14 protein-coding genes and 1 tRNA gene are annotated in these 17,496 nt (G+C 71.2%); 11 read left to right on the forward strand and 4 right to left on the reverse strand.

Annotation, left to right across the window (positions count from 1 at the left end):
* Window positions 1-49: 49 nt before the first annotated feature.
* From J5X86_RS02300 to J5X86_RS02310, 3 genes are all read left to right on the forward strand, one after another.
* Complete coding sequence (locus J5X86_RS02300) at window positions 50-664, forward strand: TetR/AcrR family transcriptional regulator (protein ID WP_208515132.1); 615 nt, start codon at window positions 50-52, stop codon at window positions 662-664.
* Between the two features lie 77 nt (window positions 665-741).
* Window positions 742-1,275 (forward strand): hypothetical protein, encoded by a 534-nt coding sequence (locus J5X86_RS02305; protein WP_208515133.1) that lies wholly within the window; start codon window positions 742-744, stop codon window positions 1,273-1,275.
* A gap of 62 nt (window positions 1,276-1,337) precedes the next feature.
* A tRNA-Met gene (locus J5X86_RS02310) sits at window positions 1,338-1,411 on the forward strand.
* Between the two features lie 111 nt (window positions 1,412-1,522).
* Here J5X86_RS02310 and J5X86_RS02315 read toward each other — a convergent pair.
* Complete coding sequence (locus J5X86_RS02315) at window positions 1,523-2,149, reverse strand: hypothetical protein (protein WP_208515134.1); 627 nt, start codon at window positions 2,147-2,149, stop codon at window positions 1,523-1,525.
* 310 nt (window positions 2,150-2,459) lie between these two features.
* Here J5X86_RS02315 and J5X86_RS02320 point away from each other — a divergent pair, with 310 nt between their 5' ends.
* A complete protein-coding gene (locus tag J5X86_RS02320) occupies window positions 2,460-3,344 on the forward strand; it encodes an amidohydrolase family protein (protein WP_208515135.1) in 885 nt (294 codons plus the stop codon).
* Window positions 3,345-3,421: 77 nt separating this feature from the next.
* On the opposite strand, the gene J5X86_RS02325 is transcribed toward J5X86_RS02320, so the two are convergent.
* Entirely contained in the window at window positions 3,422-4,300 is an 879-nt protein-coding gene (locus J5X86_RS02325; protein ID WP_208515136.1) for an LLM class F420-dependent oxidoreductase, read from the reverse strand.
* 188 nt (window positions 4,301-4,488) lie between these two features.
* On the opposite strand from J5X86_RS02325, the gene J5X86_RS02330 reads away from it, so the two are divergent.
* The 6 genes from J5X86_RS02330 to J5X86_RS02355 all read left to right on the forward strand — a co-directional run bounded on the left by J5X86_RS02330 (window position 4,489) and on the right by J5X86_RS02355 (window position 13,552).
* On the forward strand, window positions 4,489-5,226 hold the full coding sequence (locus J5X86_RS02330; RefSeq protein WP_243979206.1) for a response regulator transcription factor: 738 nt from the start codon (window positions 4,489-4,491) through the stop codon (window positions 5,224-5,226).
* 80 nt (window positions 5,227-5,306) lie between these two features.
* Complete coding sequence (locus tag J5X86_RS02335) at window positions 5,307-7,235, forward strand: cell wall metabolism sensor histidine kinase WalK (RefSeq protein ID WP_243979208.1); 1,929 nt, start codon at window positions 5,307-5,309, stop codon at window positions 7,233-7,235.
* 26 nt (window positions 7,236-7,261) lie between these two features.
* Window positions 7,262-8,560: a bifunctional glycosyltransferase family 2/GtrA family protein gene (locus J5X86_RS02340; protein WP_078642325.1), complete on the forward strand. Its 1,299-nt coding sequence runs from the start codon at window positions 7,262-7,264 to the stop codon at window positions 8,558-8,560.
* Entirely contained in the window at window positions 8,557-10,983 is a 2,427-nt protein-coding gene (locus J5X86_RS02345) for a glycosyltransferase family 39 protein (RefSeq protein WP_208515138.1), read from the forward strand. The genes J5X86_RS02340 and J5X86_RS02345 overlap by 4 nt, the downstream gene beginning before the upstream one ends.
* Before the next feature lie 183 nt (window positions 10,984-11,166).
* A complete protein-coding gene (locus J5X86_RS02350) occupies window positions 11,167-12,690 on the forward strand; it encodes an MFS transporter (RefSeq protein ID WP_208515139.1) in 1,524 nt (507 codons plus the stop codon).
* A gap of 79 nt (window positions 12,691-12,769) precedes the next feature.
* On the forward strand, window positions 12,770-13,552 hold the full coding sequence (locus J5X86_RS02355; protein ID WP_078642323.1) for a TetR/AcrR family transcriptional regulator: 783 nt from the start codon (window positions 12,770-12,772) through the stop codon (window positions 13,550-13,552).
* 166 nt (window positions 13,553-13,718) lie between these two features.
* On the opposite strand, the gene J5X86_RS02360 is transcribed toward J5X86_RS02355, so the two are convergent.
* The gene (locus J5X86_RS02360) at window positions 13,719-14,570 is read right to left on the reverse strand and encodes a YceI family protein (RefSeq protein WP_208515140.1); all 852 of its coding nucleotides are present in this window, start codon (window positions 14,568-14,570) and stop codon (window positions 13,719-13,721) included.
* Here J5X86_RS02360 and J5X86_RS02365 point away from each other — a divergent pair.
* Window positions 14,569-14,745: a hypothetical protein gene (locus tag J5X86_RS02365; protein WP_208515141.1), complete on the forward strand. Its 177-nt coding sequence runs from the start codon at window positions 14,569-14,571 to the stop codon at window positions 14,743-14,745. The two genes, J5X86_RS02360 and J5X86_RS02365, sit on opposite strands and share 2 nt — an antisense overlap.
* Before the next feature lie 124 nt (window positions 14,746-14,869).
* On the opposite strand, the gene J5X86_RS02370 is transcribed toward J5X86_RS02365, so the two are convergent.
* Window positions 14,870-17,491, reverse strand: coding sequence for an MFS transporter (locus J5X86_RS02370; RefSeq protein ID WP_208515142.1), 2,622 nt, complete (start codon window positions 17,489-17,491; stop codon window positions 14,870-14,872).
* Window positions 17,492-17,496 lie beyond the last annotated feature (5 nt).

Consider the following 17,496-nt stretch of genomic DNA (forward strand, 5'->3'; position numbering starts at 1 on the left):
CTTAGTAAGCTTACCGGGTAAGGGTAGCGGGGAGGGTTAGCGTTGTCACATGCCGAATCGAGGGGACCGCGGCGGAGCACAGACCCGGGCTCGCATCGCGTCCGTCGCAACCGAGCTGTTCCTGGAGCGCGGGTTCGATGACGTGACCATCAACGAGGTCGCCGCAGCCGCCGGAGTGTCGAAGGTGACGGTCTTCGCCCACTTCGACCGCAAAGAGGACCTCCTGTTCGACCGTTTTCCGGACGCCCTCGACACCATGCGGACCGTGATCCGCGAGCGCGCGGATCACATCGACCCCGTCGAGGCGATTCGCCAGGCCGCCCTCGCGCTGGCCACGCAAGGCCATGTGCTGTCCGGGCTGGGGGAGGGAGTCGAGCCGTTCATGCGCACCCTGATGGCGTCTCCCGCGCTGATCGCCCGACTCCGCCTCTTCGCCTCCGAGATGGAGGATGCGCTTGCGGCCGAACTCGACGCCGACGCTCGCTTCTCCGGCGACAGCGCGCTGACCGCGGCCCTGCTCGTAGCCGCATACCGCACGGTTGCCGTCGAAACGGTGCGGCGGCGGCTTGCCGGAGGGGATATCGAGGAGATCGGTGCCGCGCATCAACGTCGGCTGACGTTCGCCTTCGATGCGCTGGCCGGCGGCCTGCCCAGCGTCGGGTGACGAACTTCAGGGCCGGTGAGGCCGGCCGGGGCGATTAGCTTAGGCAAGCCTAAGTTTCTGCTCTATGCTGCGGTGTCATGAGCTGGTGGCAGCTAGTCGCGGTGAGCCTTTCCTACGCTCTTGTGCTGGTGGTGCTGTTCGCCGGGGTAATCGTCGGCGGGCTGCTGGTCGCCAGGGACGCGCTGGTCGATGACTATCCGCCCACGATCCGCGAGCGCCATGGCCCGCAGGGCGCGCGGGGGAAGCGGGCGGCCGGGGTCATGGGCGCGTTGAACGCGGTGATCTTCGTCGCTGTGCCGATCGTCGGCATGGTCGATCTGCACGGTCGGGCCGATGGCGGGCTCGGGTTCTGGCGCGCGTTCGTCTTCGGGGCGCTGGTCTGGCTTGCCCTCGTCCTCTTTGACTTGGTGATTCTGGACTGGTGGCTGTTCTGTACGGTCCAGCCCCGGTTCATGGTGCTGCCCGGGACGGAGGGCATGGCCGAGTACCGGGACTACGGCTTCCACTGGCGGGTGCTCGTTCCCCGGCCCGTGCCCTGGCCGCTGCTGACGATCTTCGGTTACGGGGCGGTCGTCGGAGCCGTCTCGGTCGTGGTCGAGGTTCTTCGCTGAGTCGGTGTGGGGAGAGTGGATTTCCCTTAGCGGGGAGAACGACGTAGAGTTACGTTCATCGACGCGGGGTGGAGCAGCTCGGTAGCTCGCTGGGCTCATAACCCAGAGGTCGCAGGTTCAAATCCTGTCCCCGCTACTCAGGTATCGAGGGCCCGGCACTTTTCCAGTGCCGGGCCCTCGGTCGTTCGGCCAGGTCGTGGTTCGAGCGGCGGGACCGGAGCGTCCCGCCGCCGTCACCCCGCTGCCGTCAGTGCTTGACCTTCCAGCTCACCGGCCGCTTGGTGTCGTCGCCTGTGCTGTACGTCACCACCGACGGCCGTATGCCGTTCGGCACCAGGAACACCTTGCACAAGGAGACCTTCGCCCCCACCGCGAAGTCGTCCGGGTCCTTGCCCGGGCACGCCGCCACCTCGGTGTCGCCGGTGATGAGCGGCTGGTCGTCCACACCGTTGGTGTCCTCGAGCCCGGTGGGGGTGTTGAGGAAGGGGTAGTGGAGGGAGTTCTCGCCGATGTTCTCGAAGGTCATGGTGACGTAGTACGGCTGGGTCGTCCGTACGTCGGACGGTTCCGTGCCCGCCTTCTTCAGCTCCGCATGTGTGCCCTTGCGCACGCTCATCGCCGTGACCCGCAGGGCGCCCTGTATGTGGTCCGAGCCGCTCTTGTAGGTGATCGACGTGGGCTCGCCGAGCCGGAGCGTCTTGCCGCCGTCGCCGTCGGTCGCCAGGTCGGCGCGGGTCGCGGACTGCCGTTGGCCGGAGCCGGACGCGGCGGTGTCGTCCTCACAGCCGGCGGTGGCGAGGCCGAGGAGGGTGACGCCGAGGGCGCAGACGAGAGCGGTCCGGAATCGGGTGGTGCGAGGCGGGCGGTTGGGCATGGATGGTCCCCCGTGGCTGGTCGTGGTCGGTGACGACGTCGGGCGGGCGGCGCCGGCCTGAGGTGGTGGCCCTCAGGCGGTGGTCTTAGGCGTTGGCCTCAGGCGTTGGCCTCAGGTCGGTCCCAGGGCGGTCCCAGGTGGATACGCCGGTGCCGGAGCGTCAGTTCACCGTGTCGGTTCCCCTGTGGTGATCTTGTCACTGCAGATCATCATGGCCGTGACAAAACCACTGGTTGAGGCTGTGATCAACTCGCAGCGGCCCTGAGACGAGGCTGTAGCACACACGCCCGGGGCAACTACCGTGACCCGCATGGACGATCCCGCCGTGGTGTCGGTGCAGCGGTTCTGGCAGGAGCTCGGGCTGCCCGGACTCATCGATGTGCACACCCACTTCATGCCGCAGCGCGTACTGGACAAGGTCTGGGCCTACTTCGACGCCGTCGAGCCCCGCTGGCACATCACCTACCGCGAGGAGGAGGACGAACGCCTCGCGGTGCTAAGGGCGTTCGGGGTGCGGGCCTTCACCTCGATGCTCTATCCCCACAAGCCGGACATGGCCCGGTGGCTGAACGACTGGTCGGCCGGGTTCGCCGCCCGTACGCCCGACTGTCTGCACACCGCGACCTTCTTCCCCGAGCCTGGCGTCGAGGGGTACGTGGGCGCGGCGATCGAGGGCGGGGCGCGGGTGTTCAAGGCCCATGTGCAGGTGGGGGCGTACGACCCGGGCGACGCGCTGCTCGACCCGGTGTGGGGCACGCTCGCCGAGAGCGGGACGCCCATCGTCATCCACTGCGGATCGGGGCCCGACCCGGGCAAGTACACCGGACCGGAGCCGGTGGGGCGGGTGCTGGCCCGTCATCCTCGGCTGCGCCTGATCATCGCGCATATGGGGCTGCCGGAGTACGCGGACTTCCTGGCGCTGGCGGAGCGGTACGAGGGGGTGCATCTCGACACCACGATGGCCTTCACCGACTTCACCGAGAGCCGGTGGCCGTTTCCGCGGGCGGAGCGGGGAAGGCTGGCCGCCCTGGGGGACCGGGTGCTGTTCGGGAGCGACTTCCCCAACATCCCGTACGGGTACCTGCATGCGCTGGACGCGCTGACGCGGATCGGGCAGGACGAGGAGTGGCTGCGCGCGGTGTGCTACGGGAACGCGGCGCGGCTGTTCGGGATATCCGGGATATCCGGGATATGAAACGGCCCGCCCGGCGCCAGGTCGGCGCCGGGCGGGGGGAGTGAAGGGCTGAGGGGGCTGAGGGGCTGAGAAGAGGCTCAGCCCTTGTCCAGCGGCAGTGCCTCGGCCAGCGTGCGCCACTGCGCGCGCGGGACGTCGGCCAACGGGCTGTCGGTCACCGCCTGGATCGCGACATGGTCCGCGCCCGCGGCCAGGAACTCGTCGACGCGTGCCCGGATCACGTCCGCGTCACCGAGGGCGAACATGGCGGAGATGAGACGGTCGCTGCCACCGTCCGCGAAGTCCGCGTCCTCGAAGCCCAGCCGCAGGAAGTTCTTTGTGTAGTTGGGCAGCGCCAGATAGCGGGCGAGGTAACCGCGGGCCGTGGTGCGGGCGCGGTCCAGATCCGTGTCGAGGACGACCTTCAGCTCCGGCGCGAGCACGGAGTCCTTACCCAGGATGTCGCGGGCCTCGGCGGTGTGCTCCGGAGTGACGAGATACGGATGCGCGCCGGTCGCACGGTCGCGGGACAGCTCCAGCATCTTGGGGCCCAGGGCGGCCAGGACCCGCTGGGAGGCGTGGACCGGGGCCGGGGCGGAGTCCAGCGCGGTGAGGTATTCCTTCATCGCCGTGTACGGACGTCGGTAGCGCTCACCGGCGAGCGCGCTGTGGCTCACGCCGAGGCCGAGGAGGAAGCGGCCGTCGTGGGCCGCGTTGAGCGCGGCGTGCCGCTCGGCCACATAGGCCGCCTCGTGGTCCCAGATGCTCAGGATTCCGGTCGCGATGGTGATGCGGGAGGTGGCGTCCAGTAGGACACCGGCCTGATCCGGGCTGGGGCTGCCGCCGAGCCAGATGGCGCCGTATCCCAGCTCGTCCAGTTCGGCCGCCACCTCGCTGACCTGCTCTGATGGTAGGGAATCCGTCTTCAGGGCCGCGGTCCAGACGCCGATCTTGCCAAGTGCGGGACGAGAACTCATACAGGGGGAAGCCGGAGAGTCCTTCCGCTTATTCCGTGGCCCCCGGTTATTCCGTGGCGCTCCGGTTGTTCCTCGTTCCTCGCCGTTGCTCCGTGTCCCCACGGGTGCTCCGTGTCGCCACAAGATTCTCAGGTAATTCACAGGTAGCCGAAAGCGACCTCTCAGGACCCGCCCGGAGGGTAGGGCCCATGATGCCGACCTCGCCCCATGGGCGTACCGAGCTGCTGCGCCCCGACGGGAGCCCCGTCCGGGTGCTGGTCGTGGACGACGAGTCGGCGCTCGCCGACCTGCTGTCGATGGCACTGCGCTACGAGGGCTGGGAGGTGCGCACCGCGGGCGACGGCGCGGAGGCGATCCGGATCACCCGTGAGCTGCGCCCGGACGCGGTGGTCCTGGACATCATGCTGCCCGATATGGACGGGCTCACGGTGCTGGGACGGCTGCGCCGCGAACTGCCCGATATCCCGGTGCTGTTCCTGACCGCGCGGGACGCGGTGGAGGACCGGATCGCGGGGCTGACGGCGGGTGGCGACGACTACGTCACCAAGCCGTTCAGCCTGGAGGAGGTCGTCGCCCGGCTGCGGGGCCTGCTGCGCAGGTCGGGGGCGGCGGCCGCGCGCAGTGAGTCGGTGCTGGCCGTCGGCGATCTGATCCTGGACGAGGACAGCCATGAGGTGTCGCGCGGGGGCCGGGAGATCCATCTCACCGCGACCGAGTTCGAGCTGCTGCGCTATCTGATGCGCAATCCGCGCCGGGTGCTCAGCAAGGCGCAGATCCTCGACCGGGTCTGGAGCTATGACTTCGGCGGCCAGGCCAACGTCGTCGAGCTCTACATCTCGTATCTGCGGCGCAAGATCGACGCGGGGCGCAGCCCGATGATCCATACCCGGCGTGGCGCCGGGTATCTGATCAAGCCCGGGGACTAGACACCGTGGCGCACCCCCCGATCCGGCCGTCCGGTGTCCCTGGGACGCCTGGTGTCCCTGAGATGCCTGGTGTCCCTGAGATGCCTGGTGTCGCTGAGGCGTCCGGTGCCCGCGAGACGTCCGGCGCTCCCGAGCCACCCGGCGCGCCCGGGCCGCCCGGTGCCCCCGCGCCGCCCCGGGGCGCGGGGGCGGCGCAGGGGCGGGCGCACGCCCGGCGCGGTCAGCGGGGCGGGCGCCGTCCCTGGTCCCTGCGCACCCGCCTGGTCGTCTCGGCCGTCGCGCTGATCGCGGTGGTCTGCGCGGTGATCGGCACGGTCACGACCCTCGCCCTGCAGTCGTACCTCCAGGGCCAGGTGGACGGCGATCTGCGCGCATCCGTCGGGCGCTTTCTGAACAAGCCGGGCCCGGCGCGCGAACTCCCCCGGGACGATGTGCTCTTCGTCGCCTCGCCCGGTCAGCCCATCGGCACGGTCGGGGCGCGTATCGGCCAGGACGGCGAGATCTCCATGTCCGGCAAGAGCAATGACTCGCCCATGACGAACGACATGGATGTCGAGGGCCGGGTGGACTCCCTGACCAGCGGTCAGCGTAAGGCGCTCGCCGCCGTCCCCCTGGACGGACAGGTGCACACCATCGATCTGCCCGGCCTCGGCGGCTATCGGGCCGTGGCCCAGTGGGACCACCGGGAAGGCGGCATCATCCTCGCCTTCCCGCTCGACCAGACCCAGGAGACGGTCAACACCCTCATTCTCGTCGAGTTCTGTGTGGCCGCGGCCGGGCTGGTCGCGGCCGGGATCGCCGGGGTCGCGATGGTCGGCATCTCGCTGCGCCCGCTGCGCCGGGTGGCCGCGACCGCGACCCGGGTCTCCGAACTCCCCCTGCACAGCGGCGAGGTGGCGCTGCGCGAGCGCGTCCCGGCCTCGGAGGCCGATCCGCGCACCGAGGTCGGCCAGGTGGGCGCGGCGCTCAACCGCATGCTCGGCCATGTGGAGTCGGCGCTCGCGGCCCGCCAGGAGAGCGAGACGCGGGTGCGGCAGTTCGTCGCCGACGCCAGCCATGAGCTCCGTACGCCGCTCGCCTCGATCCGCGGCTACGCCGAGCTGACCCGGCGCGGCCGGGAGGAGATCGGGCCCGACACCCGGCACGCCCTCGGCCGGGTCGAGTCCGAGGCCGGGCGGATGACCGGGCTGGTCGAGGATCTGCTGCTACTGGCCCGGCTCGACGCGGGCCGGCCCCTGGAATGCGCGGAGGTCGATCTCTCCCCGCTGGTCGTCGACGCCGTCAGCGACGCGCGAGCGGTCGGCTCGGACCACGAGTGGCGGCTGGAGCTGCCCGATGAACCCGCGGTCGTCCACGGTGACGACGCCCGGCTGCATCAGGTGCTGGTCAACCTGCTCGCCAACGCGCGTACGCACACCCCGGCCGGCACTACGGTCACGGCGCGGGTGCTGTGGGGCGGCCCGCAGGCATCGCCGTACCCCTCGCCGTATCTGGCGCCGTACGGCCTGTCCTACGGGGTGTCCGCAGGCATGTCCCCCGGGACCGGTGGCCCCCGTGGGCACCGTAAGGGCGGCGGCTCGCCATATGCCCCGCCGTACGGATCGCCGTACGCCCCGCCGTACGCCCCGCCATACGGTTCGCCGTACGCGGCCGCCCGCGCCGCCGCCGGGGCCTTCGGCCCGCCCCAGCCGCCCTCGTACGTCTCGCTGGAGATCGAGGACGACGGTCCGGGCATCCCGCCCGAGCTGCTGCCGCATGTCTTCGAGCGGTTCGCGCGCGGCGACGCCTCGCGCTCCCGCGGCGCGGGCAGTACGGGGCTCGGCCTGGCCATCGTGCACGCGGTCGTGGCCGCGCACGACGGGCAGGTGACGGTGGACAGCGTTCCCGGGCGCACCGTGTTCGGCGTCCACCTGCCGGTCCACCCGCCCGTCCACCGAGGCGTTCACCAAGGCGTTCACCAGGCCGTAACGGACTCACAGGCAGGCCACAGGCTGACCACACAGCCGTGACAGCGCGGCTCGCGACTGTCGACCTCATGCGAACCGACACCCCTCTCGGGGCTCCGCCCGAGACACCCCTGCAGACCTTGCCCGTGCGCGGGCCGGTGATGGCCGAGCTCGGCCGTCCGGTGCTGGACGTCGTCATCCCCGTCTACAACGAGGAAGCGGACCTCGAGCGGTGTGTGCGACGGCTCCACGACCATCTGGCCCGCACCTTCCCGTACGGCTTCCGGATCACCATCGCCGACAACGCCAGCACGGACCGCACGCCCGAGCTCGCGGCCTACCTGGACGAGTCCATCGAGGAGGTGACGGCGGTCCGGCTGGAGCAGAAGGGGCGCGGGCGGGCGCTGCGCACCGTGTGGTCGCTGTCCGAGGCGCCCGTGCTCGCCTATATGGACGTCGATCTGTCCACGGACCTCAAAGCGCTGCTGCCGCTGGTCGCCCCGCTGATCTCCGGTCACTCCGACCTGGCGATCGGATCGCGGCTGGCGCGCAGCTCACGCGTGGTGCGCGGGCCCAAGCGGGAGTTCATCTCGCGGGCGTACAACCTGATCCTGCGCGGCAGCCTGGCCGCCCGCTTCTCCGACGCCCAGTGCGGTTTCAAGGCGATCCGTAAGGACGTCGCGGAGCGGCTGCTGCCGTTGGTCGAGGACACCGGGTGGTTCTTCGACACCGAGATGCTGGTGCTCGCCGAGCGGGCCGGGCTGCGCATCCACGAGGTGCCGGTGGACTGGGTCGACGACCCCAACAGCACGGTCCACATCGTGAAGACGGCCACGGAGGACCTCAGGGGTGTGTGGCGGGTGGGGCGCGCGCTGGCCACCGGTGCGCTGCCGCTGGACCGGGTGCGCCGTCCGTTCGGCGACGATCCGCGCGACCGCGAGCTGAGCGGGGTGCCGAAGGGCCTGGCCCGCCAACTGGTCGGGTTCTGTGTGGTCGGCGCGCTGAGCACGCTGGTCTATCTGCTGCTGTACTCCCTCTTCCGGCTGGGCACCGGCCCGCAGGTGGCCAACGCGCTGGCGCTGCTGCTGTCGGCGCTCGGCAACACCGCGGCCAACCGGAGGCTCACCTTCGGGGTACGCGGCCGGGACCGCGCGATGCGCCACCAGGCCCAGGGGCTGGTCGTCTTCGGCATCGGCCTCGTGCTGACCAGCGGCTCCCTCGCCGCTCTGGACGCCGCCCCCGGCACCGCCTCGCACGGCACCGAACTGGCCGTGCTGATCGCGGCGAACCTCGCCGCGACCGTTCTGCGCTTCCTGCTCTTCCGGGCCTGGGTCTTCCCGTCGGACAGCGGGGCCACCACCGACGACTTGAGGAACGACAACCGATGACGACGTACGACCACGGCACCCGGGACGTCGGACCGCCGCCCTCGCAGCCCCCGGCGGCCCCGGCAGGCCCGATGGCTTCGACGACACCGGCGGCCTCGCAGCCTCCACAGCCCCTGGCGGCCTTGGCAGGCCCGGCGGCCCCAGAGGGGCGGCAGGCGGCGCGGCCCCAGGCCACCGGCGGTGCGCGCCTGGCGCGGGCCTGGCGGGGGCGGTCGGAGGACCCGCGCTGGGCGCGACCCGCCCTGTGGGCCCTGCTGGCCGTGACCACCGTGCTCTACCTGTGGAGCCTGGGCGCGTCCGGCTACGCCAACCAGTTCTACTCGGCCGCCGTGCAGGCGGGCAGCGAGAGCTGGAAGGCGTTCTTCTTCGGCTCCTCCGATGCCGCGAACTCCATCACCGTCGACAAGCCCCCGGCCGCGCTGTGGCCGATGGCCCTGTCGGTGCGGCTCTTCGGCCTCTCCTCCTGGGCGGTCCTCGTCCCTGAGGCGCTCATGGGCGTCGCGACAGTCGGGGTGCTGTACGCGGCCGTACGCCGCAGGTTCAGCGCGGCCGCCGGGCTTATCGCGGGCGCGGCGCTCGCGGTCACCCCGGTCGCGGCGCTGATGTTCCGCTTCAACAACCCCGACGCGCTGCTGTGTCTGCTGATGGTCTCGGCGGTCTACTGCGTGCTGCGCGCGCTGGAGGACGCCCGCACCAAGTGGCTGCTGCTCGCGGGGGTCTGCTTCGGCCTCGGCTTCCTCACCAAAACCCTGCAGGCGTGGCTGATCCTGCCGCCGCTCGCGGTGGTGTACGCGGTGTGCGCCCCGGCGAAGTTCGGCCGGCGGATCGGGCAACTGCTGCTCGCGGGGCTCGCGATGGTGGTCTCCGGCGGCTGGTGGGTCGCGATCGTCGAGCTGTGGCCGGCGTCCTCGCGTCCGTACATCGGCGGTTCGCAGCACAACAGCTTCCTGGAGCTGACCTTCGGCTACAACGGTCTGGGCCGGATCAACGGCAATGAGACCGGCAGCGTCGGCGGGGGCGGCCGGGGTGGCGGCGGTGGCGGTGGCGGCAGGTGGGGCGAGACCGGGATCGACCGGCTCTTCGGCTCCGACATGGGCGGTCAGATCGCCTGGCTGCTGCCCGCGGCGTTCATCCTGCTGGCGGCCGGGATCTGGCTGACCTGGCGGGCGGGGCGCACCGACACCCGGCGCGCGGCCTTCCTGGTGTGGGGCGGGGCGCTGCTGATGACGTTCGCCACCTTCAGCTTCATGTCCGGGATCTTCCACCAGTACTACAACATCGCCCTGGCGCCCTATATCGCGGCGGTCGTGGGCATGGGTGCGGCGCTGCTGTGGGAGCGGCGGAACGAAGGCGGCCGGGCCGGGTCGGCCGCCTCGGCGGTGCTGGCCGTCACGGTCGCGGTCACCGCCTATATGTCGTACGTCCTGCTGGGGCGGTCGGCGGACTGGCACGCCTGGCTGCGCTGGGCGGTGCTGATCGGCGGGCTCGCGGCGGCGGCCGGACTGCTGCTGACGGCGCGCCTCGGCCGGAAGGCGGCGCTGGCCGCGGCGGGCCTCGGCCTCGCGGCGGGGCTGGCCGGGCCGGTCGCGTACACGCTCAACACGGTGGACACCCCGAAGCGCGGCTCCATCGTGACGGCCGGTCCGTCGGTGGCGGGCGGTATGGGCGGCCCCGGTGGCGGCTTCCCGGGCGGCGGCCGGATGGGCGGCCCGCCGGGGATGCAGAACGGACGCCAGGGCGCGGGCCAGCAGGGGCAGGGCCAGGGCGGCAATCAGCAGGGTGGCCAGGCCCAACAGGGCCAGGGTCAGGGCCAGGGCGGTGGGCAGGGCATGCCGGGCGGGGGCACCGGCGGCGGTCAGCCGGGCGGTCAGAACGGCTTCCCCGGCGGCGGCCAGTCCCCGCAGAACGGTAAGGGCAACGCCCAGGGTCAGGGGCAGGGGCAGGGGCAGAACGGCCGACCGGGCATGCTGCCCGGTGGCGGCATGGGCGAGGGCGGCCGGCGCGGCGGCGGCATGGGCGGACTGCTCGACGGTCAGCAGGTCGACGCCAAGACGGAGGCGAAGTTGGAGAAGAACGCCGACGACTACACCTGGGCGGCCGCGGCGATCGGCTCCCAGAACGCCGCGAGCTATCAACTCGCCACCCAGAAGCCCGTGATGGCCATCGGCGGCTTCAACGGCAGCGACCCGTCCCCGGCGCTCGCCCAGTTCAAGGAGTATGTGAAGCAGGGCAAGATCCACTACTTCATCTCCTCGGGCACCGGTATGGGCGGCGGGCCGGGCGGCGGCCAGGGGACCTCGTCCCAGATCACCTCCTGGATCGAGGCCACCTACAAGAAGGTCACCGTGGGCAGCACCACGCTCTATGACCTGACACAGAAGTCCTCGGCGTCCTCGAAGTCGTCGGCGTCCTCGAAGTCCTAGACGTCCTCCGACTGACGCCCGAGTCCCGTACGTACGGGCCGGTGGCCGGGTTTCCCCCTGGCCACCGGCCCGTACGCGCGTGCGGCGCGGGGACGATAATTCGCTGTACGCCGTAGAGCGATACTTGTACGGTGTATAGCGACCACATCGTCATACACCGTAGAAGCCCTGCCTGGAGTCCCCATGACGGTCTCGACCGCCGACGCCGCCTCCGCTCCACCCGGCCAGTCCCCGGGTGGTCATCCACAGCGCTGGCTGATCCTCGCCGTGATCTGCCTCGCCCAGCTCACCGTGTTGCTGGACAACACGATCCTCAACGTCGCGGTCCCCTCCCTCGCCCGGGAGATGGACGCGAGCACCGCCGAGATCCAGTGGATGATCAGCGCCTATTCGCTGGTCCAGTCGGGGCTGCTGCTCACCGCGGGCAACGCCGCTGACCGCTACGGCCGTAAGAAGATGCTGGTCGCGGGGCTCGCCCTGTTCGGTGTCGGCTCGCTGTTCGCGTCGCTGGCGCAGGGGGCCGGCCAGCTCATCGCCGCCCGCGCGGGCATGGGGATCGGCGGAGCGCTGCTGATGACCACGACGCTCGCCGTCGTGGTGCAGATCTTCGACGCGGCCGAGCGGACCAAGGCGATCGGCCTGTGGGGCGCGGTCAGCTCGCTCGGCATCGCCGCCGGGCCGCTGATCGGCGGCTCGCTGCTGGAGCACTTCTGGTGGGGCTCGATCTTCCTGATCAACATCCCGGTCGCGCTGCTCGGGCTGATCGCCGTGATCTGGCTGGTGCCCGAGTCCAAGGACCCGGTCGGCGACCGGCCCGATCTGCTGGGCGCGGTGCTCTCCACCATCGGTATGACCGGAGTCGTCTACGCGATCATCGCCGGGCCCGAACACGGCTGGACCTCGGTCCGGGTCCTGTTGTCCGCCTTCGTCGGGGTCGTGGTGCTGACCGGTTTCGCGCTGTGGGAGCGTCATATTCCGTATCCGATGCTGGACATGCACTTCTTCAGGGACCGCCGTTTCGTGGGCGCCGTCGCGGGTGGCATCCTCGTCGCCTTCGGCATGGGCGGTTCGCTCTTCCTGCTCACCCAGCATCTGCAGTTCGTGCTCGGCTACGACGCGCTGGACGCGGGGCTGCGCACCGCGCCGCTCGCGCTGGTGATCGTGGCGCTCAACCTCACCGGGGTCGGCGCCCGGCTGCTGCCGAAGCTCGGGACGCCGCTGACGATCGTCAGCGGTATGGGGCTGCTCGCGGCCGGTCTCGCGCTCATCGCGGTCCTCGGCGCGGACGGCTACGGCGGACTGCTGCTGGGACTGGTGGTGATGGGGACCGGGATCGCGTTGGCCATGCCCGCGATGGCGAACGCCATCATGTCGGCCATCCCGCCGGAGAAGGCGGGGGTGGGCGCGGGTGTCAACGGCACCCTCACCGAATTCGGCAACGGGCTCGGTGTCGCCGTCCTCGGCGCCGTGCTCAACTCCCGCTTCAGCTCGCTGCTGCCCGCGGCCGCCGCCGGAGCCGGCTCGCTCCCGGCCGCCCTCGCCGCGGCCCGTACCCCCGGGGACCGGGCGGCCGTCACGGACGCCTTCTCCTCGGGCCTGGAGACCAGCCAGCTCGTCGGCGCGGCGGCCGTGCTGGCGGGCGGGCTGCTGGCCGCGCTCCTGCTCAGCAGGGCCGAACGATCTTCACAGGAGGCCCCGGCGGCATAGCATCTGCAGGTAGTGAGGTGTCGCGTGCCGGGTCCCGGGACACGTGGTGCCAGCGCATCGGAGAAAGAGAGGCGCCGCCATGGCAACCGGCAGCCGTACCGTCCGCCCGCGGTCCAGCGTCTGGCTCTCCGAACGCAAGGCCCCCAAGCGCAAGGGCGATCAGCAGCCCGTCGGGCTCGACCATCTGAAGATCGTCGCGGCGACGATGCGGCTGCTGGACGCCGAGGGTCTGTCGGGCTTCTCGATGCGGCGGCTCGCGGCGGAGCTCGGGGTGACCGCCATGTCGGTCTACTGGTACGTGGAGACCAAGGACCATCTGCTCGAACTCGCCCTCGACGCCGCCATGGGCGAGATAGCGCTGCCCATCGAGGCGGTCGGCCCCGTCGAGGGCCATGAGCACTCCCCGGCCGAGCCGCGGGACTGGCGTGAGCAGCTACGCCAGCTCGCCGCCGAGTACCGCCAGGTGATGGTCCGCCACTCCTGGCTGCCGGCGCTGCTGGGCGAGTACCTCAACATCGGGCCCAACGCGGTGGTCTTCAGCAACGCCGCGCTGGCCGTGATGCGCAACAGCGGACTGCCGGACGACAAGATCACCAGCGCGCTGTCCCTCGTCTACCAGTTCGTCTACGGCTTCGGCACGATCGAGGGCCGCTTCGCCGCCCGCTGCCGGGCGGCGGGAGTCACCCAGGACGAGCTGTTCCACGAAACGATGAGCTCGGTCGCGGACCGTATGGAGTTCGACGAGTCGCGGAAGATCATGAAGGCTCGGGGCGGCAATACGGTCGAGGAGATGCGGGACCGCGACTTCACCTTCGCCCTGGACCTCGCGATCGCCGGTATCGAAGCCCTGCGGGACCGGTAGCGCGCGCCCGGCGGGCCGGGGCGCCGCCCTGGGACATCAGCCGCCGGACGGTCAGGTCGCCGGACGGTCAGGCTGCGGGGCGATCAGGGCGCCGACCGGTCAGGCTGCGGGCCGGTCAGGGCGCTGACCGGCCAGGCCGCCGATCGGTCAGCCTGCCGCCCGGCGGTCAGGCCGTGGGGAGTTCCTCGCCCTGCACCGCCTGTATGTCCAGCTCCACCCGTAGGGTCGTGCCGATCGCCGCGATGCCCGCCGCGACCACCTGGTTGTAGTTCATCGCGAAGTCCTCGCGGCGCAGCTCGGCGATGGCCCGGAAGGCCGCCCGCACCCCGCCCCAGGGGTCGGGGCCCGTGCCCAGGTACGTCAGGTCCAGGTCCACGTCCCGGACGACGCCGTGCATCGACAGCTCGCCATGGACCGTCCAGCGGTCGGCCCCGGCCGCGCTCAGATGCGTGCTCCGGTACGTCAGCTGCGGGAACTCCTCCACATTGAGGAAGTCGGGCGACTTCAGATGGCCGTCCCGCATGGCGTTGCCGGTGTCGATGCTGGCGGCCTGGATGACCGCCTCGACGCGCGACTTCTCGATGTCCTCGCCGACCTCGATCCGCCCGCCGAACTCCGTGAACCGGCCGTGCACGCTGGAGATCCCCAGATGCTGGGCGACCGCGGCCACCGTCGAATGCGCCGGGTCGAGCGTCCACACACCGGGCGGGGGAAGCTCCACCCCGCCCTGACGCGCCAGCACCACCGTGCCCACGTCGGCCCGCCCGGAGGCCGTGACGATCGCCGTGGACGCGACCGGGGCATAGCCGACGGCGGTGGCGATGATCGTGTACGGCCCCGGCGGCAGCGGCTCGTCGGTCCGCACGGCGCCGTCCGCGTCGGCCTGCGCGCGCAGCACCTGCGCGCCCGTCATATCCGTGACGGTCAGCACCGCGTGCTGGACCGCCCAGCCGTCGCGGGTGTGGATCCGGGCCCGCAGTCCCGCTCCCCCGCCTGCTCCTGCTCCTGTGGTCGTCATGCCGCGTTTCGCTCCCGCTCGGGTGTCGCTCGTGTTGCTCGTGCTGCTGGTCGTGCTGGTGTTGCTGGTCGTGTTCGGGGTACTCGTCGAGCTGGTCGTGCTCGACCTGCTGGTCGTGCTCGGCGTGTTCGCCGTGTACGTCGTGCCGGTGCGCCGGATCCAGGCGGCGGTGTAAGGCCGTCCCCTGCCTTCACTACACCGCCGCCGGGATCCGGGTTCCGGGCCGGCGGAAAAATCCGCCACCCGGACCGGGCCCGGGGCGCGTCTCCGCTTTTACGCGCCCCGGGCCCGGAGTTCCGTCACTCGCCCGGGTGGGCGAGCTCGACGTCGTGGCCGTCGACGCCCGGCCCGGAGACCGTCAGCGCCCCCGCGACCGGCGGGTAGCCGCTCGCGATGACCGTGTAGTCGCCCGCGTCCAGGTCGGTGAAGGCGTACGCGCCGTCCTCGCCGGTGGTGGAGGTGGCGACCACGTTCCCGGCCGCGTCCACGAGGGTGACCCGCGCGTCCGGCAGCGGGCGCCGGTCGGCACCGGCCCGGACTATGCCCAGCACCCGGGCGCCGGCCTGCAGGGCTATCTCCACCCGGGTCAGACCCTGGGCGCCCACCTCGACGGGCAGGGCCGCGGGCCGGTAGCCCGGCGCGTTCACCGCGAGCGTGAAGGTCCCGGCGACCAGCTCCTCGAAGCCGAAGTCGCCCTGCTCACCGGTCTTCCCGGTGGCCAGCACCTCGCCTCGGACATCGGTGACCACGACCATCGCCGCGTCGACCGGACGGCCGTCGGCGGCGCCGCGCACGGTGCCCACCAGACCGCTGGTGCCCGACAGGACGATGTCGAAGCCGAGCGGGTCGTCCCCGACCACGATCGTGGACGCCTGCGGCTGGTGGCCGTCGGCCGCCGCGATCAGGACGTACGAGCCGGAGCTCGGCGCGTCCAGGGCGTACGAGCCGTCGGGGTGGGCCACCGAACGGCCCAGTTGCCGTCCGGCGAGCGAGATCAGCGTCACCGCGGCGCGGGCGACGGGGCCGCCGTCCGCGTTCCGCACGAAGCCGTGCACACCCTGCCGGGGCTGATGGTCCGCGCCGTCGCCCCCGGCGGAGGCGAAGGCCGCCAGGCGCTGCGGGGCGGCGGCCGCGAGGGCACCGTAGGAGTCCGGCTCGGGCATCCCGGCGGCCGGGGCGCCCACGAGCGCGGGCTCGAGGTCGGCGACCTGCCCGGTGGCGGCCGTGGCCGCCATCGCGTCGGCCGGGGTGGCGTCGGTGGCCGGGGCGTCCGAGGTGGCCGCGGCGGACTGCTGGGAGCCGGAGTTGGTCTTCAGGGCGACCTCCTTGATGAACAGGGTCAGCAGAAGGCCGAGCAGCGCGGCCGGGGCGGCGAAGAGGAAGACGTCCCCGACACCGTGGCCGTAGGCGCTCTCCGTGATCGTGCGCAGCGGCTCGGGCATCGTCTTGACGTTGGGGATGCCACCGCCGCCGGTGCCGGCGTGGCCCAGCGCGGCGCCCTTGGGGCCGAGGTCGGCCAGGCCGTCCTTGACGTAGTGGGTGACGCGGTTGGCGAGCACCGCGCCGAGCGCCGAGACGCCCACCGCACCGCCCAGGGAGCGGAAGAAGGTGACGACGGCACTGGCCGCGCCGAGGTCCTGCGGGGCCACCTGGTTCTGGGTGGCCAGCACCAGGTTCTGCATCATCATGCCGATACCGAGGCCCATGAGCGCCATGTAGATCGCCATGTGCCAGTACGGGGTGTCGTACCGGATGGTGCCCAGCAGCCCGAGGCCCGCCGTCACCAGCACACCACCGATGACCAGCCATGCCTTCCAGCGACCGGTCTTGGTGATGACCTGACCGGAGACGGTCGAGGAGATGAACAGGCCACCGATCATCGGGATGGTCATGACGCCCGACATGGTGGGCGTCTCACCCCGCGCCAGCTGGAAGTACTGGCTGAAGAAGACGGTGCCGGAGAACATCGCGATACCGACGAAGAGCGACGCCAGCGAGGCGAGGGTGATCGTCTTGTTGCGGAACAGCCGCAGCGGGATGATCGGCTCGCGCGCCTTGGACTCGATCAGGATGAAGATCAGACCGAGCGCGATCGAACCGCCGACCATCGCGTAGGTCTGCCACGAGATCCAGTCGTACTTGTCGCCCGCGAAGGTCACCCAGAGCAGCAGCAGCGAGACCGCCGCGCTGATGAAGAAGGCGCCGCTCCAGTCGACCTTGACGTCCCGCTTGACCACCGGGAGCTTCAGGGTCTTCTGCAGCACGATCAGCGCGATGACGGCGAACGGAACGCCGACGTAGAAGCACCAGCGCCAGCCCAGCCAGGAGGTGTCGGTGATCACGCCGCCCAGCAGCGGACCGCCGACGGTCGCGACGGCGAAGGTCGCGCCGAGGTAGCCGCTGTACCGGCCGCGCTCACGCGGGGAGATCATCGCCGCCATGACGACCTGGGCCAGGGCGGACAGACCGCCGACGCCGACGCCCTGCACCACACGGCAGGCGATCAGCATGCCGGGGTTCTGCGACAGACCGGCCACCACGGAGCCCGCGACATAGATCAGCAGGGCTATCTGGACCAGCAGCTTCTTGCTGAACAGATCGGAGAGCTTGCCCCACAGCGGGGTGGCGGCGGTCATGGCCAGCAGGGTGGCGGTGACGACCCACGTGTAGGCGGACTGGCCGCCGTGGAGATCGGCGATGATCTCGGGCAGTGCGTTGGAGACGATCGTCGACGACAGGATCGCGACGAACATCCCCAGCAGCAGCCCGGAGAGCGCCTCCATGATCTGCCGGTGGGTCATCGGCGCCGAGGAGTCCGCGTCGTGGCCGTGATGGCCCCGGTGCCCTCCTCCGCCGTGCTTGGCGTGGGCGGGGTGCCCCGCGGGTCCCCGCACACCGCCGTCCGGTGTGGTCGTTGCCATGAAGT

This window comes from Streptomyces sp. NEAU-YJ-81, from assembly GCF_017592595.1.
Taxonomy (GTDB): Bacteria; Actinomycetota; Actinomycetes; order Streptomycetales; family Streptomycetaceae; genus Streptomyces; species Streptomyces hygroscopicus_B.

Excerpts from the sequence above, each read along its gene's own strand:
- J5X86_RS02300 (WP_208515132.1), top strand. The coding sequence starts at position 50 with ATGCCGAATCGAGGGGACCGCGGCGGAGCACAGACCCGGGCTCGCATC.
- J5X86_RS02305 (WP_208515133.1), top strand. The coding sequence starts at position 742 with ATGAGCTGGTGGCAGCTAGTCGCGGTGAGCCTTTCCTACGCTCTTGTG.
- J5X86_RS02315 (WP_208515134.1), bottom strand. The coding sequence starts at position 2,149 with ATGCCCAACCGCCCGCCTCGCACCACCCGATTCCGGACCGCTCTCGTC.
- J5X86_RS02320 (WP_208515135.1), top strand. The coding sequence starts at position 2,460 with ATGGACGATCCCGCCGTGGTGTCGGTGCAGCGGTTCTGGCAGGAGCTC.
- J5X86_RS02325 (WP_208515136.1), bottom strand. The coding sequence starts at position 4,300 with ATGAGTTCTCGTCCCGCACTTGGCAAGATCGGCGTCTGGACCGCGGCC.
- J5X86_RS02330 (WP_243979206.1), top strand. The coding sequence starts at position 4,489 with ATGATGCCGACCTCGCCCCATGGGCGTACCGAGCTGCTGCGCCCCGAC.
- J5X86_RS02335 (WP_243979208.1), top strand. The coding sequence starts at position 5,307 with ATGCCTGGTGTCGCTGAGGCGTCCGGTGCCCGCGAGACGTCCGGCGCT.
- J5X86_RS02340 (WP_078642325.1), top strand. The coding sequence starts at position 7,262 with ATGCGAACCGACACCCCTCTCGGGGCTCCGCCCGAGACACCCCTGCAG.
- J5X86_RS02345 (WP_208515138.1), top strand. The coding sequence starts at position 8,557 with ATGACGACGTACGACCACGGCACCCGGGACGTCGGACCGCCGCCCTCG.
- J5X86_RS02350 (WP_208515139.1), top strand. The coding sequence starts at position 11,167 with ATGACGGTCTCGACCGCCGACGCCGCCTCCGCTCCACCCGGCCAGTCC.
- J5X86_RS02355 (WP_078642323.1), top strand. The coding sequence starts at position 12,770 with ATGGCAACCGGCAGCCGTACCGTCCGCCCGCGGTCCAGCGTCTGGCTC.
- J5X86_RS02365 (WP_208515141.1), top strand. The coding sequence starts at position 14,569 with ATGCCGCGTTTCGCTCCCGCTCGGGTGTCGCTCGTGTTGCTCGTGCTG.
- J5X86_RS02360 (WP_208515140.1), bottom strand. The coding sequence starts at position 14,570 with ATGACGACCACAGGAGCAGGAGCAGGCGGGGGAGCGGGACTGCGGGCC.
- J5X86_RS02370 (WP_208515142.1), bottom strand. The coding sequence starts at position 17,491 with ATGGCAACGACCACACCGGACGGCGGTGTGCGGGGACCCGCGGGGCAC.